General features: G+C 29.1%; 16 protein-coding genes. All 16 read left to right on the top strand.

Features of this window, described 5'->3' with window-relative positions:
- The first annotated feature begins 5 nt into the window (after positions 1-5).
- The 16 genes from BFN48_RS12480 to BFN48_RS09230 all read left to right on the top strand — a co-directional run bounded on the left by BFN48_RS12480 (position 6) and on the right by BFN48_RS09230 (position 16,335).
- Positions 6-965, top strand: coding sequence for a peptidylprolyl isomerase (locus BFN48_RS12480; protein ID WP_069650635.1), 960 nt, complete (start codon positions 6-8; stop codon positions 963-965).
- A 200-nt stretch (positions 966-1,165) separates the two neighbouring features.
- Positions 1,166-1,717 (top strand): stage V sporulation protein T, encoded by a 552-nt coding sequence (gene spoVT / locus BFN48_RS09300; protein WP_069650634.1) that lies wholly within the window; start codon positions 1,166-1,168, stop codon positions 1,715-1,717.
- A gap of 155 nt (positions 1,718-1,872) precedes the next feature.
- Positions 1,873-3,483, top strand: a complete 1,611-nt coding sequence (locus BFN48_RS09295; protein WP_069650633.1) for a putative polysaccharide biosynthesis protein — start codon at positions 1,873-1,875, stop codon at positions 3,481-3,483.
- A gap of 53 nt (positions 3,484-3,536) precedes the next feature.
- Entirely contained in the window at positions 3,537-5,021 is a 1,485-nt protein-coding gene (gene yabN, locus BFN48_RS09290; protein WP_069650632.1) for a bifunctional methyltransferase/pyrophosphohydrolase YabN, read from the top strand.
- An 88-nt stretch (positions 5,022-5,109) separates the two neighbouring features.
- Positions 5,110-5,388, top strand: a complete 279-nt coding sequence (locus BFN48_RS09285) for an HU family DNA-binding protein (protein ID WP_069650631.1) — start codon at positions 5,110-5,112, stop codon at positions 5,386-5,388.
- A 95-nt stretch (positions 5,389-5,483) separates the two neighbouring features.
- A complete protein-coding gene (locus tag BFN48_RS09280) occupies positions 5,484-5,723 on the top strand; it encodes an RNA-binding S4 domain-containing protein (protein WP_069650630.1) in 240 nt (79 codons plus the stop codon).
- 195 nt (positions 5,724-5,918) lie between these two features.
- Positions 5,919-6,206, top strand: coding sequence for a sporulation protein YabP (gene yabP, locus BFN48_RS09275; protein ID WP_069650629.1), 288 nt, complete (start codon positions 5,919-5,921; stop codon positions 6,204-6,206).
- Between the two features lie 48 nt (positions 6,207-6,254).
- Positions 6,255-6,764, top strand: coding sequence for a spore cortex biosynthesis protein YabQ (yabQ, locus tag BFN48_RS09270; RefSeq protein ID WP_083238889.1), 510 nt, complete (start codon positions 6,255-6,257; stop codon positions 6,762-6,764).
- Between the two features lie 63 nt (positions 6,765-6,827).
- A complete protein-coding gene (locus tag BFN48_RS09265; RefSeq protein WP_069650628.1) occupies positions 6,828-7,148 on the top strand; it encodes an FtsB family cell division protein in 321 nt (106 codons plus the stop codon).
- A 276-nt stretch (positions 7,149-7,424) separates the two neighbouring features.
- On the top strand, positions 7,425-9,800 hold the full coding sequence (gene spoIIE, locus BFN48_RS09260; protein WP_069650627.1) for a stage II sporulation protein E: 2,376 nt from the start codon (positions 7,425-7,427) through the stop codon (positions 9,798-9,800).
- Positions 9,801-10,299: 499 nt separating this feature from the next.
- A complete protein-coding gene (locus tag BFN48_RS09255; RefSeq protein ID WP_069650626.1) occupies positions 10,300-11,016 on the top strand; it encodes a vWA domain-containing protein in 717 nt (238 codons plus the stop codon).
- Positions 11,017-11,040: 24 nt separating this feature from the next.
- The gene (locus BFN48_RS09250) at positions 11,041-11,922 is read left to right on the top strand and encodes a protein kinase domain-containing protein (RefSeq protein WP_069650625.1); all 882 of its coding nucleotides are present in this window, start codon (positions 11,041-11,043) and stop codon (positions 11,920-11,922) included.
- Positions 11,923-11,995: 73 nt separating this feature from the next.
- Positions 11,996-13,423 carry a tRNA lysidine(34) synthetase TilS gene (tilS, locus tag BFN48_RS09245; protein WP_069650624.1) on the top strand — a complete coding sequence of 476 codons (1,428 nt, stop codon included), beginning with the start codon at positions 11,996-11,998 and terminating at the stop codon, positions 13,421-13,423.
- Positions 13,392-13,928 carry a hypoxanthine phosphoribosyltransferase gene (hpt, locus tag BFN48_RS09240; RefSeq protein WP_069650623.1) on the top strand — a complete coding sequence of 179 codons (537 nt, stop codon included), beginning with the start codon at positions 13,392-13,394 and terminating at the stop codon, positions 13,926-13,928. The genes tilS and hpt overlap by 32 nt, the downstream gene beginning before the upstream one ends.
- A 103-nt stretch (positions 13,929-14,031) precedes the next feature.
- On the top strand, positions 14,032-15,849 hold the full coding sequence (gene ftsH / locus BFN48_RS09235; RefSeq protein WP_242863257.1) for an ATP-dependent zinc metalloprotease FtsH: 1,818 nt from the start codon (positions 14,032-14,034) through the stop codon (positions 15,847-15,849).
- A 96-nt stretch (positions 15,850-15,945) separates the two neighbouring features.
- On the top strand, positions 15,946-16,335 hold the full coding sequence (locus BFN48_RS09230; RefSeq protein ID WP_069650622.1) for a thioesterase family protein: 390 nt from the start codon (positions 15,946-15,948) through the stop codon (positions 16,333-16,335).
- Positions 16,336-16,471 lie beyond the last annotated feature (136 nt).

The following is a 16,471-nucleotide window of genomic DNA, read 5'->3' as shown; positions in this document are numbered from 1 at the left end:
AAAAGGTGCATGAAGGTAGAGCAGAGGAGTTGATAAATTTGTTTAATAAAATAAGAATAAAATCTATTGGGATTTTGTTAGTAACGGTACTTATTTTTGTACTGTCAGGTTGTGTAAATCAAGAGACTAAAGGGGAAATTGTAGCAAAAGTTAATGGTGATAGTATATATAAGGAAGATTTCGAAAAGGATTTTAATGTCTATAAAAAGGCTGTTGAGAGTAAGGTAGGGTCTGAAATATGGAAGCAGCTTGAAGAAGAAGCAATGAGAAAATTTTTAGACAAGTTAATTATTGAGCAGATAATATCTCAAAAAGCTGAAGAGCTAGGTATTAAAGTGACAGATAAGGAAGTTGATGAAGAAATTAAAAATTATATTAATTATTTTGAAAACGAAGAAAAATTTAAGGAATTTTTAAAACAGAGCAATATAACTGAAGATTATTTTAGAAAAGAAATAAAAAAGGAAATGTTGATTTCTAAATATAAAGAAGAAGTTTTGAAAGATATAGAAATTTCTCTTGATGAAGCAAAAAAATATTACGAAGATAATATAGATTTATTTAGAGACTATAGAGTAAGAGCTAGACATATATTGGTTAAAACAGAAGATGAAGCAAAAGAAATTCTTAAGCAATTGAAAAATGGTAAAGACTTTGCGGAATTGGCAAAAGAAAAATCAATAGGTCCTTCAGCAGCAAATGGTGGAGATTTAGGTTATTTTGGTAAGGGACAGATGGTACCAGAATTTGAAAAGGCTGCTTTTTCTCTAGAACCTGGACAAATTAGTGATATAGTAAAAACACAGTACGGTTATCATATTATTAAAGTAGAGGATAAGATCGATAAAATATATTCATTCGATGAAGTTAAAGATAATATAATACAAGAGTTGAAAAATAGAGAATATGATAAAAAGTTAAAAGAATTAAGAGAAAATGCTAATGTAGAAATATTTTTAGAATAATCTAATTAAAAAGCTCATCAACGAAAAGTTGATGAGCTTTTTAATTTACTTTAAATTACCATCAATGCATAAAAAGTTCTTGATAGTAAAATAATAAATATACAACTAAACGGTGTAATTTTGTTAAAACACATGAGTGTTTAAAACAAAATCCACCTTAAAATTTAATTTTGTAGACTTTGTAATAAGGAGGGAAAAAATTGAAGGCCACAGGAATAGTAAGAAGGATTGATGATTTAGGTAGAGTAGTAATCCCTAAAGAGATTAGAAGAACTCTTAGGATAAGAGAAGGAGATCCTTTAGAGATATTTACGGACAGAGAAGGCGAAATAATATTAAAAAAATATTCACCAATTGTTGAATTAAGTGAATTTGCTACTGAATTTGCAGAATCGCTTTATGAAACTACAGGGCATATAACTGTAATAACAGATAGAGATACAGTAGTTGCGATTTCTGGAGGATCAAAAAACGATTATTTGGATAAAAAAGTTAGCCCAGAGCTTGAAAAGATTATGGAAGGAAAGGAAACGTATATAGCTTCTGGAAAGAGTAAGCCTATAAGAGTAACATCTGATGAATTTAACGCCGATAAATATACTAGTCAAGTAATAGCCCCTATAATTACTCAAGGAGATCCGATTGGAGCAGTTATTTTATGTACTAAGGATAATGATAAGAAAATGGGAGAGTTAGAAGCAAAATTAGCTGAAACTGCAGCAGGTTTCTTATCAAAACAAATGGAGCAATAATTTGAGTTACATAGCCTACCTTGCAAGGTAGGCTTTTCGTTTGACGAATATTAGATGCAAAGTAACTTCTCAATAAAATCACTATTTAATGAGTACTGTATTTCTGATATAATGAATTTGTTAACTAAACGTGGCTGAAAATTAGGAGGAAGTTTATGACTAAGGAAAATTTTTTGAAAGGTGCTGCTATATTAGGGATAGCAGGAGTATTAGCTAAAATATTAGGTTCAGTATATAGGATTACATTATATTATGTACTTACTGATGTAGGAATTGGTTACTATCAAACTGTTTATCCACTTTATAATTTTTTATTAGCAATATCTACAGCAGGTTTTCCAGTTGCAGTCGCTAAGCTTGTAGCTGAAAGAAGAGCATTAGGAGACTATAAAGGAGCCCATAGGCTATTTAAGATAACTTTTTTTGGATTTCTATTCGCTGGAATAGCTACTTCATTATTTGTTTTAATAGGAGCAGGATATTTATCAAATCTGTTCAGTAATAAAAATGCATATTATTCATATATAGCTATAGCGCCTGCTTTGATGTTAGTTCCGATTATGTCTGCGTTTAGAGGATATTTTCAAGGTAGACAGACAATGGTTCCTACGGCAGTATCTCAACTAGTTGAACAATTATTTAGAGTTGCAGTTGGTCTTATTTTAGCATATCAATTTTTAGGAAGAGGATTACCGTTAGCTGCTGGAGGAGCTACTTTCGGAGCTTCTGCTGGAGCTCTAGCAGGTACTATTGTAATAATGATTATTTATCTTTCACAGAGAAAATATATAAAACAGGAAATAAGAAGTAGCGCTGATTACCCTTTAGAGAGTTTAAATTCTGTTATTAAGAAAGTTTTATTAATTGCAATACCTATAACTATTGGTGCTTCTATAGTTCCTATAATGAATAATATTGATGTTGCTATAGTAATGAGAAGGTTGCAATCTATAGGTTTTACAGAAACAGAAGCGAGTGGTTTGTATGGAAGATTAGCGGGAATGGCTCAGACCCTTATAAATTTACCTCAAGTTTTATCAGTTGCATTAGCTATGAGTTTAGTTCCAGCTGTATCTGATGCATTTGCTAGAAAAAACTATGCTAAAATCAGTAAAATAGTAAGGTCTGGTGTAAGAGTTACCCTTCTTATCGGTTTACCTTCTGCATTAGGCTTATATATTTTGTCTACGCCTATTATTGAATTAGTATATTTCGTTTCAGATTTAGAAACTCAACAAAGTGTAGGATCTATACTTGCAATATTGTCTTTTAGCTTGATTTTCTTAACCTTAGTACAATCACTTACAGCTATTATGCAGGGGTTAGGTAAACCTATGATTCCTGTGAAAAATTTAGCGATTGGGGCAGTAGTGAAAATAATTTTAACATATGTATTGACAGGAATACCTGAAATAGGGGTCAAAGGAGCAGCTTTAAGTACAGTAGCTGCATATTTAGTAGCTGCAGTATTAAATTTCATTGCGGTTATGAAGCATACCAGGACATCATTAAATTTTGTAAATATTTTTGTTAAACCGATAATTTCAGTTATATTAATGGTTGTATTTGTAAAGTTCTCATATGTATTTTTATCATCTATAATAAGCAGTAAAATAGCAACTTTAGCTTCTATAATTGTAGGAGCGTTAGTATATGGTTTTGCATTATTAGTAACTGGAGCAATAACTTCAAGAGATTTTGAATTACTGCCAGGTGGTAGAAAAATTTCTAAAGTATTAGGCACAATAGGGCTTTTGAGGGAATAGCTAGGTATAAACCTAGCTTTTTTGGCAAATATAAGAATAATGGAGGTTTTCATATGGGAAAGATTATTGTTATAGGATTAGGTCCAGGAGACCCTGATTTATTAACAATAGGTGCGGTAAAAGTTTTGAAAAAAGGTTATAAAGTTTATTTAAGAACTGAAAAACATCCAACAGTAAGTTTTCTTTATGAAAATAATATTGAATTTGAATCATACGACTTTATGTATGAAAAAGGTGAAGATTTTGATGTAATTTATGAAAATATAGCTAAAGACCTAGTGAAAAAATCTGAAGAACATGGTATCATTATTTACTGTATACCGGGACATCCTTTGGTGGCTGAAAAGACAGTATCGTTGTTGATAAAATATAGAGATGAAGGTCAAGTAGAATTACAGATATATTCGGGTGTAAGTTTTATAGATAGTGTAATAAACACTGTTCAGAAAGATCCAATAAGTGGTATGAAAGTTGTAGATGGTTTAAATTTAAGTATGCAGTCAGTAGATATTAATGTAGACAATATAATAACACAAGTTTATAACAGAATGATTGCTTCAGAAGTAAAATTGAAACTAATGGAAGTGTATGATGATGAATATCAAATATATGTAATTAGAGCAGCAGGAGTACCAGAAGAAGAAAGGATATTAAAGATACCTTTATATGAGCTAGATAGAATAGAATGGATCGATTATCTGACAAGTATTTATATCCCTAAGATTGATGATGAAAATAGATCAAAATATGATTTAAATAACTTAATTAATATTATGCAGAAATTGAGAAGTAGAGAAGGATGTCCGTGGGATATTAAACAAACTCATCAATCTCTTAGAGAGTATGTTTTAGAAGAAGCTTATGAAGTAGTTGATGCAATAGATAAAGATGATATGGATTTATTAACTGAAGAATTAGGAGACCTGTTGCTACAAGTGGTATTTCATTCTCAGATAGGCAAAGAAGAAGGTTACTTTACTATCTGGGATGTAATATCTAGTATTTGTAGTAAGCTAATTAACAGACATCCTCATGTTTTTGGGGAGCTCAATTGTAAAGACTCTGAAGAAGTAATGACAAACTGGAACAGGATAAAAGATAAAGAAAAAAATATTGAAAGTCACAGTCAAAGGTTTGAAAGTATAGCTAAGGGGTTACCTGCTTTAATAAAAAGCTTTAAACTGCAGCAGAAAGCTGCTGATATAGGCTTTGATTGGCCAGATGTAAATGGAGCTTTAGAAAAAGTGAAGGAAGAATTACAAGAAGTATTAATTGAATTAAAAGAGAATAATAAGAATAGAATTGAAGAAGAGATAGGTGATTTATTATTTGCTGTAGTAAATGTTAGTAGATTTCTAAAAGTAAATCCAGAAATTGCTTTAAATAAGACAATAAATAAGTTTATTGAAAGGTTTAAATATATGGAAGATATGAGTAGAAAAATAGGGAAAGATTTACAATTTATGACACTAGAAGAGATGGATGAGTTGTGGGAAAGAACAAAGATACATAAAAATAAAAAAATAGATAAAAAATAATACTAAAAAGAAGGATTTTACTTAAAAAGGTAGAATATGCTTATACGTACTAATTTTAATATAATTGAATAATAAGGAGGTATTTATTGTGAACAAGGCAGAATTAGTTTCAAGCATAGCTGAAAAAAGTGGTTTAACAAAAAAAGATGCTGAAAGCGCATTAAATGCATTCATGAAGAGTGTAGAGGAAGCATTAGTAAGAGGAGAAAAGGTTCAATTAGTAGGTTTCGGTACTTTTGAAGTAAGAGAAAGAAAAGCTAGAAAAGGTAGAAATCCAAGAAATCCTCAAGAAGTAATCGATATTCCAGCATCAAATGCACCAGTTTTCAAAGCTGGTAAGAGCTTAAAAGAAGCAGTTAACAAATAAAAAATCAGGTCATTGACCTGATTTTTTTCTTTATTGGCTGTTAGTTGTTAGCCGTCAACTTTCAGCTATTAATTATGAAAAAGGAAGGTGATTACATGAGGATAGATAAATTTCTTAAAAATTCTAGAATAATCAAAAGAAGAACAGTTGCTAAAGAAGCTTGCGAACAAGGTAGAGTATTAGTAAATGGTAAGATAGCTAAACCTGGTACTTTAGTAAATATAGGAGATATAATTGAAATTAATTTTGGTACTAGGACAATGAAAATTGAAGTATTACAGTTATTAGAACATGCAACTAAGGATAATGCTCATAATATGTATAATATAATATGAGTTTGTTGACAAAGTAGATTATTTATGAAAATAAGATAAGTTTGTCAATAGTCTGGGCTAACAGCTATTAGCTGTTAGCTTATTTTGATATAGTCAGTAAGTTTTATGATACTATTTAATAAAATGTATAATTTAGGAATAAAACTTAATTTTACTACATAATCATTTAACATAAGTATTCTGGGGGGATGGGGGATGAGTGAAAAGAAGACTACAAGCAGAAGTCAAAATATAATATTAGAAAATAGAGAGAAGCTTAATATATCTGGAGTAGAACATGTTGATAGTTTTAATGATAATACAATTATTCTATTAACTGTAAAAGGTCTAATGACTGTTAAAGGAGATGACTTAAACATTAGCAAACTGAATTTAGAAGATGGGAATATAGTTATAGAAGGTAAGATAAATGGTATCTTATACACTAACAAAGATACTTCAGGTTCAAAAGGTTCTGGCTTATTAGGCAAAATGTTTAAATAAAACCGATGGTTTATACCATTGGTTTTCATTTTCATTAGGGGTGATTTTGTGGGAAACACAGTTGAGAGTCAAGCTTATATTTTTTTGCTTACCATGTATGGTGGAGTTTTGATTGGCTTCGTATATGATTTATATAGGATATTTAGGTATTTTTCTAAACCTAAGAAAATTGCTACCTTAGTAGAAGATTTGATTTTTTGGATTATTGTATCGATTATAGCTTTAGCTACATTAATTTTTAGTAATTGGGGAGAATTAAGAGGGTATGTTTTTTTAGGCTTTATTTGTGGTGCACTAATTTATACAAAACTTTTAAGTAAGCCAGTTATAACTCTAATGGTTTATTTAGTAAGGGTATTTATTAAGTTACTTAAATATGCAATAAATATACTGACATATCCATTTAGGTTTATTATGGATTTGTTATTAATCCCTTTTAGAAAAATAAATGATAAAGTTAATAGATTTAATAAAAACATAAGAAAAATAACTAAATTACCAAAACGTATCTTTAATGACATTAGGAAGTACACAAGTACTATATTGTTAAAAAAATAAAGGATTTTAAGAAAATACATAGAAATATTCATACATAATTTAGAAAAAGTTGGAGGGTTTATTATGCGCCAAACTAAACAGAAAAGAAGGTTTAGACTTAGATACATATTATTATTAGCATGTTTATTTTATTTAAGTACTATATTTTTTAATCAGGAAAAAATGATGAGAGATTTAGAACAAGAAAGAAAAGCAAAAGAGGATAAGATTAATAGTTTGAACGTAGAAATTGCAGAACTTCAAGATAAAATTAGATATGCTGATACACCTGAGTTTATTGAAAAAATTGCTAGAGAAGAATTGAATATGCTTAAACCTGGTGAAATAATTTATATAGATAAGGAGAAAAATAAAAATAAATTTATTAAAGGTATTGGCAACTAAAAATAACCAATTTATGACAAAGAGCGACTTAAGATTAAAGTCGCTTTTTTTTTCTAAAATTTTGATAGCAACAAGTTTGGTTTCTAATTATATATAAATTTTTTGTGTTTTGAGAAAAATGTGCTGATGAAATATATGTCCATTTTTTAGATTTCAACTAAAAGAAGCATAATTTTTGTCAAAAAGTTTTTTGAATAGGACAACCCTAATTGACAAATATCTCATAATTTATTTGATAAAATAACAGAAAATCAAATATGGGGTGGGGGATCTCAAATGATAAACAGAGCTGAATTACTTACGGTTAAAGAGGAAAATACTTTTTTTAAAATTTTAAGGAATTTAGTTTTAAAACTGAACTTTAAAAATATAGCAATAGGTCTTTTAGCATTATTTATATCGCGAGCATCTATAATGGATGGATTAACCCCTTTTGGAATTGCATTTTTAACGGCGTATTTAATTAGATATGGTAATGCTTTAGGGATAATAGTACTTTCGTCTCTTGGAATATTAAGTATTCATGGTATGAGTGCATATCATTATTTAGTGGTAATATGGTCATTATTTTTCTTAAATGGAATTTTAAAAAATAGAATTAGAGTAAACACGTTAAAATATTCTATTTTGTCACCTCTGTTATTAATTATGACAAAAACTGTTTTATTACTTATAAGTACCTTTTATATGTATGATTTTATTATGGCGATATTTGAAGGTGTAATAGTATTTACATTAACATATATTTTTTCATATAGTATTTCTATTTTTGAAAGAAGATTAAGTGATGTCTTTACAAATGAAGAAATTATAAGTGGGGCAATAATGATCTCATTAGCTGTTTCGGGGTTAGGAGATATAACTATTTTAGATTTATCTTTAAAAAGAATTATTGGAGTAGTTATTATTTTAATATTTGCCTATTTTAAAGGACCAGCATTTGGAACTACTATTGGAGTGACAATTGGTTTGATAACAGGAATGTCAAATAACAATATACCACTAATTATTTCAGTATACGGTTTTTCAGGATTGTTAGGTGGATTATTTAAGGATTTAGGGAAATTAGGAACTAGTTTAGGGTTTATTATAGGAAATGCTATAATGTCTTTTTATATAAATGGTTTTGTAGAAAGTATGCTTTTATATAAGGAGATTGCAGTTGGTATTTTTATATTTTTTATATTAGCTATTTCTATAGAAAAAAATCATGGAGTAATATTTGGGAATAATGGTTTGACTTATTCAAATATACAATATAGTAAAAGAATAAGGGATATAACTTATAAAAGATTAAAAGAAGTATCTAATGTATTTAATGAGTTAGCATCAACGTTTAAAAAAGCAGCAGAAACAAAAAGTTTTTCACAGCAGAAAGACATATCGAATTTTGTAGATGAAGTAGTTAATGATGTTTGTAAAGACTGTAGTATGTATAAATTTTGCTGGGAACAAGATTTTTACACTGCATATCATTCTATGTTTGATATTATGAGTTTAATAGAACTTAATGGAAATATAAATAAAAATTCATTGCCAGAATATTTTAGAAAAAGATGCTTGAAACCTCAATATATAATAGATAAATGCAATTACCTCTTTGATATATACAGAGTTAATCATAGATGGGAGAAGAAGATTTTAGAAAGTAGACAATTAGTAACTGATCAGTTAGAAGGAGTAGCTACTATAATAAATGATTTGGCAAATACTATTTATAAAGATATTAGATTTGTAGATGATTTAGAGAAAGAAATCTATTTAAAGCTTAAAGAAAATGGAATTGATATAAAAGAAGTAAATTGCACACAATTTCAGGATGGGAAATTTGAAATTTTATTGGAATTAAAGTCTTGCAAAGGAAAAGGTATATGTTTGAAGGATATTATACCTATTGTTTCAAAAGTCGTGGGTTTTGATTTAACTAGAGATAAATTTAGCTGCAGCATACCTGGAAAGAATAATAGATGTAGTCTAAAACTTATAAAAGCAAATAGATTTGGTGCTATAACAAAGGTTTGTAAATGGGACGAGTCATTTAATTATGTTTCAGGTGATAGTTATACTTTTGGTGAGAATGAAAATGACTATTTTATAGCTTTAAGTGATGGAATGGGAGTAGGTAGAAAGGCAAATCAAGAAAGTAATATTACTATTTCACTTCTAGAAAAGTTTTTAGAGGCAGGTTTTGATAAAGAATTAGCACTTAAAACTATTAACTCAATTTTACTTTTAAAATCGTCTGACGAAATGTTTTCAACTGTTGATATGACTATAATAGATTTATATATGGGTAAGGCGCAATTTATTAAAATTGGTTCTGCTCCAACATTTATAAAGAGAAAAGACAGAGTAGATATAATAAATGCTAATAGTTTACCTGTAGGTATATTAAAAGATGTGGATTTTCAGGTCTATGAAGATAATATAGAAGATGGGGATTTAATAATAATGATGTCAGACGGTGTTTTGGATTCCAATGATAAAGTAGATGATAAAGAAAAATGGATGGCAGAGGTTATTAGTAGTATATCTAGCGTTAACCCTCAAAAAATTGCTACAGAGATAATTAATATAGCCAAATCAGTAAGTACTGATAAAAATAAGGATGATATGACAGTTCTTGTAACTAAGGTTTGGAAGAGAAGGTAAAAAAGCGGTATTAGTCGCTTTGAGTTTATTGAAAAAGTAAGTTATATATGAAAATAACGCTCATGCGAAAGAATTTAGAAAAAACTTAAGGCTCAAATTTTTAGAAAATCCTAACGCACCTAATCAAGACGTCCTGTTTTGTAGGATGCTGGCTTAGCGTCCTGCTAAGCCCACGGATTTTCTCGAAAATTTTCACCAAGTTTTTTTAACTAAATTCTTTCAAGCATTCGCTTTTATTTTCATAAATATTTTAAAAGAATAAGTTTGTCAACAGTTTGAAAGCGGCATTAGCCGCTTTTTTTATATTTAAATATAATTTCCGTTTATGGATTTCAACAAAATCTACCTTAAAATTTTTAAAAATTAAAGATTTTGTTTTGAATATTAAGTCAGTAAAGAAAATATATATAATTAAGGACAAACTGTTGTTTAGGAGTAAAAAATGAATACGAAATATTATATTGTCAATAATTACTAAAAAAACGGTAGGAGGAATAAAATGGATAAGAAAGGATTAATAAAACAAATAATATTGGTAAGTGATGGGGAATCTAATGTAGGTATAGACCCTGTCGAGGTATCTAAAAAAGCCAAGGAAATGGGGATAATTGTAAGTACTATAGGGATAGTAAATAATCGGACAAAAGAAAAGCCGCTAGCTGAGATTCAACAGATAGCTAACCAAGGAGGAGGAATATGGGAAATAACAGATTTGGAGAGTTTTTCGAAAACTATGGAAATGTTAACAATAAAAACAGTTCACAAGACTATACAAGAAGCTGTAAATAAAGAATTAAAAAATATACTTGGAGAGGGGTTAGAAGATTTTAATCCTGAATCTAGGAGGAAAATAATTGATGTCATTGATAAACTTGGTGAAGAAGTGGACATTAGATGCTGTATAGTTATTGATTTAAGTGGCAGTATGACGAACAAGGTAAGTATAGCTAGAAATAGCATTATTAATTTATTGAGAATACTTAAGCAGAGAAAAGGTAAAACAGAAATCGCAGTTGTAGGTTTCCCAGGTGCAGATTATGAATTTTATAAAACTATTTGTGATTTTACAGAAGATATTGATGAATTAAAGAAAAGTCTAAACAATATAACTACAGGTGGGACAACTCCAACAGGACCAGCTCTGCAAAGGGCTATAGAAATGTTATTAGATGTAAAAGAAATGAACAAAGGGATACTTGCAGCAAACATAGTGTAAATTTATAACTTTGGGGGAGTTTGAATGCTTAAGAGAGGAGATAAAATTGAAGGTAAATGGTATAAAAATGAATATACAGTACTTGAAAAAATAGGTCAGGGTGGAGTAGGTACAGTATTTAAGGTTATAGATTATAGAGGATATGTAAAAGCATTGAAAATAAGTGAAGATATAATGTCTTTAACTAGAGAATTTGAAATTATACAAAAACTCCCCTTATTAAATAATATACCTAAAGTTTATGAAATTGATGATTGGGTATATAAGAACAGGAGATATTACTACATTGTTATGGAGTATATAGAAGGAGATAATTTAAAAGAAATTATTAATAAAGATAAATTAAGTATAAGAGAAGTTTTAGGAATATCATTAATATTATCGGGACTTATAAACAAACTTTATCAGATGGGATATATTTATGGAGATTTAAAACTAGAGAATATCATAGTAGATAGAAAGACTAAAAAGGTAATGTTTGTGGATTTTGGTGGGGTATTTAAAAAAAATGGATGCATCAAAGAATTTACTCCTACATATGATATAAATTCATGGGGAATAGAAAATAAAAATTCACATATTGAAAGGTTGATTTTCAGTACAACTATGTTAATGGTATGCCTTATTACCAGACGTGAATATGACCCTTTTCATATTTCTATGAAAGAAGTATTAGTGATTATAGATTCACTTAATGTAAGTGAAAAACTTAAAATATTTATAAAAGATGGTTTATTAAATAAAATTAATGATATAAACTGCTATATAGAAAGATTAAAAATGCTTTTCATTGAATCAGTTAATAATAGGTCTATAATTAGTAATGATGTTATTAATTTAATATTTATAGCGAGTATATGTTTTTTTGTATTAACTATATTTTTAGGAATAAAATTTTATGTATAATAGAAATAGGACAGTTGATAGCTAACAGCTGACAGTCAAAGAATTTTTAGATGCTAATAAGATAGGTGATTATATGAAGGAAAAAGTAATAAATACTATTATAAAAAACAACTTAATTGAAAAAGGAGATAATATTGTTGTAGGTGTTTCGGGAGGGCCTGATTCAATGGCTCTTCTTTATGTTCTAAGAGAAGCTAAGAAAAAAATTGATTTCAAATTGTATGTTGCGCATGTTAATCATGGTGTTAGAGGTAAAGAAGCGGACGAAGACGAAGAATATGTAAGGGAAGTAGCTGATAAATTAGGAATTCCTTTTTATTCAATAAAAGTAGATATGTCTAAATATGCTAAAGAAAATAGGCTTTCTGAAGAGGAAGCTGGTAGAGAGATAAGATATAGTTTTTTTAGACAAGTGTTATCACAGATAGGAAATGGTAAGATTGCAGTTGCTCATAATAAAAATGACCAAGCAGAAACTTTAATGATGAGATTTATAAGGGGAACAGGATTAGATGGTTTAAAGGGAATGGATTATAAAAATGGGGATGTTATAAGGCCATTGTTAGATGTTAGTAGGGATGAGATTGAAAGATATATAAAGGAAAATAATATTGAAGTTAGAATTGATAAGACAAATTTTAAACCGATTTATAGTAGAAATAAAATTAGACTTGAACTTATTCCTTTTATCAAAGAGAACTTTAATGAAAATTTTATTGATACTATTTATAGAACTTCGAGATTGATGGCTGTAGATAGTGATTTTTTAAAAAAGCATGCTCTAGAAAAATATGAGCAAATGATACATAAAGAGACTAAAAATAAGATCATTATAAGTAGAGAAAAATTTTTAGATCAGCATGATTCTATAAAGTCAAGGATATTGAGAATAGCTATTGAGAAATTATTAGGACATATTAAGGGAATAGAAGAAAAGCATATATATGACGCTATTAATCTTGTGTTTAATAATAATACAGGAAAAAGGATTCATTTACCTAAAAATATACAAATTAGTATAGGCTATGGGTATTTTACAGTAGAAAAAATAGATTTAAAGGATGAAATACCAAATTATGAGTATATAATTGATATAGAAAAAATAACAAAAATTGATGAGTTAAAGATTGAAATAATTACGGAAATATTAGATGTTAATGAAGTTGATATAAATAAAACTAATAGGTTTATAAAATACTTTGATTATGATAAAATATATGGAAACTTATATATTAGAAATAGAAAACCTGGAGATAAATTTTTTCCTTTAGGAATGAAAGGAAAAAAGAAACTAAAAGATTTTTTTATAGATTTAAAAATTCCTAGAGATATAAGAGATAAAATACCTCTTTTAGTAGATGATTGTAATATTATTTGGGTTGTAGGATATAGAACAAGTGAGCTTTATAAAATTAAACCTGAAACCAAAAGGGTTTTAAAGATACAAATTAAATATAAGGAGGATTTATATGAAACAAGATATTCGCCAAATATTAATTGAAACAGATGAATTACAAAAAAGAATCAAAGAATTAGGTCAAGAGATAACTAAAGATTATAAGGATAAGGATTTAGTTGTAATTTGTGTGCTTAAAGGGGCAGTAATGTTTATGTCAGATTTATGTAAAAATATTGACTTACCATTAAATATGGATTTTATGGCTGTATCTAGTTATGGTTCATCAACACAATCATCAGGAGTTGTAAGAATTTTAAAGGATTTAGATTCAAGCATTGAAGGTAAAGATGTATTGATTGTAGAAGATATAATAGATACAGGATTAACTTTAAGTTATTTAGTTGAAAATCTTAAGTCTAGAGGCCCTAGAAGTGTAAAGATATGTACTTTGCTTGATAAACCTGAGAGAAGGAAAGCTAAAGTTAAAGTAGATTATATAGGATTTACAATACCAGATGAATTTGTTGTGGGTTACGGATTAGATTTTAATGAAAAATACAGAAATTTACCATATGTATGTGTTCTTAAAGAAGAAGTTTATGAATAATAAATTAAAAGATAACCTCCTTAGGGTATTGTTGTGTTTTAATTGCCATTATGGTAAAATATTTTAATATGAGAGATTTAGGGCAGTGAGAGGAGGACTCTAGTTGAAAAGATATTTCAGAGGAATAAGTTTCTATCTACTGATGTTCATAATAATTGTAGTAGCAGTTCAGCTTTTGAATAGACCAGTTGGAGAAGTTAAACAATTTGATTTTACTGAATTAGTTCAGCAGATAAAAAGTAATAATGTTGATTCTATTACTATAGTGAGAGAAGAAGGTACAATTACAGGTAAATTGAAAGATGGAACGGCATTTACATTAATACTTCCAGAAGGGACAGAGGAAGACCTTTATGAAGATTATTTAAAGGACCTAATAGATAAAAATAAGATAAGATACGCTGGTGAAAAACCACCTGAAACACCTTGGCTTTTAAATATTCTTCCAACAATTTTTATGATACTAATATTTATTGTTTTTTGGTTTGTATTTATGCAGCAGTCACAAGGTGGCGGAAGTAAGGTTATGAATTTCGGAAAGAGCAGAGCAAGACTGCATAAAGATGATGATAGAAAGAAGATAACATTTAAAGATGTAGCTGGATTGGAAGAAGAAAAAGAAGAGCTTAAAGAAGTAGTAGATTTTCTTAAAAATCCAAGAAAGTATATTGAATTAGGTGCTAGAATACCTAAAGGAATTTTAATGGTTGGTCCTCCTGGTACTGGTAAAACATATTTATCTAGAGCTGTTGCAGGAGAAGCAGGCGTACCTTTTTTTAGTATAAGTGGTTCTGATTTCGTTGAGATGTTCGTAGGAGTAGGTGCTTCAAGGGTAAGGGATTTATTTGAACAAGCAAAAAAGAACGCTCCTTGCATAGTTTTTATTGATGAGATAGATGCTGTTGGTAGAAGAAGAGGTGCTGGATTAGGTGGAGGACATGATGAAAGAGAGCAAACTTTGAATCAGCTTCTTGTTGAAATGGATGGTTTTGGTGTAAATGAAGGGATTATTGTTATAGCAGCTACAAACAGACCTGATATATTAGACCCTGCACTTTTAAGGCCAGGAAGATTTGATAGACAAGTTTATGTGGGGGTACCAGACATTAAAGGTAGAGAAGCTATTTTAAGAGTACACACTAGAGGTAAACCGCTAGATGATGATGTTGATCTTAAAGTTGTAGCAAGAAGAACTCCTGGATTTACTCCAGCTGATTTGGAAAATTTATTAAATGAGGCAGCACTATTGACTGCAAGAAAAAATCTAAAGAAAATACCGATGGAATTAATTGAAGAAGCTATAACTAAGGTGATAGCAGGACCTGAAAAGAAAAGTAGAGTAATAAGTGAAAAAGAAAGAAAGCTTACAGCGTATCATGAAGCTGGGCATGCTGTTGTAGCGAGATTATTACCTAATACAGATCCGGTTCATTTAATAAGTATTATTCCAAGAGGCAGAGCCGGTGGGTTTACAATGATACTACCTAAAGAAGACAAATATTATATGTCTAAAACAGAAATGGAAGAGACATTAGTACATCTTCTTGGTGGTAGAGTAGCTGAAAAATTAGTTTTAGATGATATTAGTACAGGAGCTCAGAATGATCTAGAGCGAGCTACTAAGATAGCAAGAGATATGGTAACACATTATGGTATGAGTGAAAAATTGGGACCTATGACATATGGTACAGATACAGATGAAGTTTTCTTAGGAAGAGATTTAACTAGAAGCAGAAATTATAGTGAAGAAGTAGCAGCTGCTATAGATAGGGAAATGAGAAGTATAATAGATAAGGCTTATCATACAGCTGAGGACTTATTAAAAGAAAATATAGATAAGCTTCATAGAGTAGCAGAGGCTCTATTGGAAAAAGAAACGCTTGATGCTAAAGAATTTGAAGAAATATTTACTATGGAGTAAAGTGGTCATTGACCACTTTTTTTTTTAGTTATGTTATAATAAAAGTTGGATATAAATTCTTGATATTAAAGAAAGAGAGAAAGGGAAGGTGGGTATATGGAGTTTAATTTGAAAGTTGGCTTAGAAGGTATAGCAGAGAAGATAGTAACTGAAGATGATACAGCTGCGAAATTTGGTAGTGGAGATGTTTATGTTTTTGCGACACCAATGATGATAGGGCTTATGGAAAATGCTGCATTGAATGCAGTAGATAAGGAATTAGGAGAAGGTTATGCAACTGTAGGAATACATGTAGATATTAAGCATTTAGGAGCTACACCAGTTGGTATGAAAGTAAAAGGTATAGCAAAACTTACAAAGATAGATGGTAAAAAATTATATTTTGATGTAGAGGCTTATGATGAGGAAAAATTAATAGGCAAAGGTACACATACTAGATATATAATAAATGTAAAAGAGTTTTTTGAAAAGATAAATAAAAAATAGAAGCATAAGTTTAAAGAGCTTATGCTTCTATTTTTTTTGAAATATAGTATAAAACCATATAGCCAAAAGCCAATAGCGAATGACTAAAATATCCTTTTACAATCTTTTGTTTCAATAAATTACCAATCGAGCAAAA

Origin of the sequence: Caloranaerobacter ferrireducens, assembly GCF_001730685.1 — a bacterium.
GTDB lineage: Bacteria > Bacillota > Clostridia > Tissierellales > Thermohalobacteraceae > Caloranaerobacter > Caloranaerobacter ferrireducens.
This window is presented reverse-complemented; position numbering and strand designations above follow the sequence as displayed.

Bases quoted from the DNA above. Each gene is read 5' to 3' on its own strand.
- BFN48_RS09295 (WP_069650633.1), top strand. From the start codon at position 1,873: ATGACTAAGGAAAATTTTTTGAAAGGTGCTGCTATATTAGGGATAGCA.
- yabN (WP_069650632.1), top strand. From the start codon at position 3,537: ATGGGAAAGATTATTGTTATAGGATTAGGTCCAGGAGACCCTGATTTA.
- BFN48_RS09280 (WP_069650630.1), top strand. From the start codon at position 5,484: ATGAGGATAGATAAATTTCTTAAAAATTCTAGAATAATCAAAAGAAGA.
- yabP (WP_069650629.1), top strand. From the start codon at position 5,919: ATGAGTGAAAAGAAGACTACAAGCAGAAGTCAAAATATAATATTAGAA.
- BFN48_RS09265 (WP_069650628.1), top strand. From the start codon at position 6,828: ATGCGCCAAACTAAACAGAAAAGAAGGTTTAGACTTAGATACATATTA.
- spoIIE (WP_069650627.1), top strand. From the start codon at position 7,425: ATGATAAACAGAGCTGAATTACTTACGGTTAAAGAGGAAAATACTTTT.
- BFN48_RS09255 (WP_069650626.1), top strand. From the start codon at position 10,300: ATGGATAAGAAAGGATTAATAAAACAAATAATATTGGTAAGTGATGGG.
- BFN48_RS09250 (WP_069650625.1), top strand. From the start codon at position 11,041: ATGCTTAAGAGAGGAGATAAAATTGAAGGTAAATGGTATAAAAATGAA.
- tilS (WP_069650624.1), top strand. From the start codon at position 11,996: ATGAAGGAAAAAGTAATAAATACTATTATAAAAAACAACTTAATTGAA.
- hpt (WP_069650623.1), top strand. From the start codon at position 13,392: ATGAAACAAGATATTCGCCAAATATTAATTGAAACAGATGAATTACAA.
- BFN48_RS09230 (WP_069650622.1), top strand. From the start codon at position 15,946: ATGGAGTTTAATTTGAAAGTTGGCTTAGAAGGTATAGCAGAGAAGATA.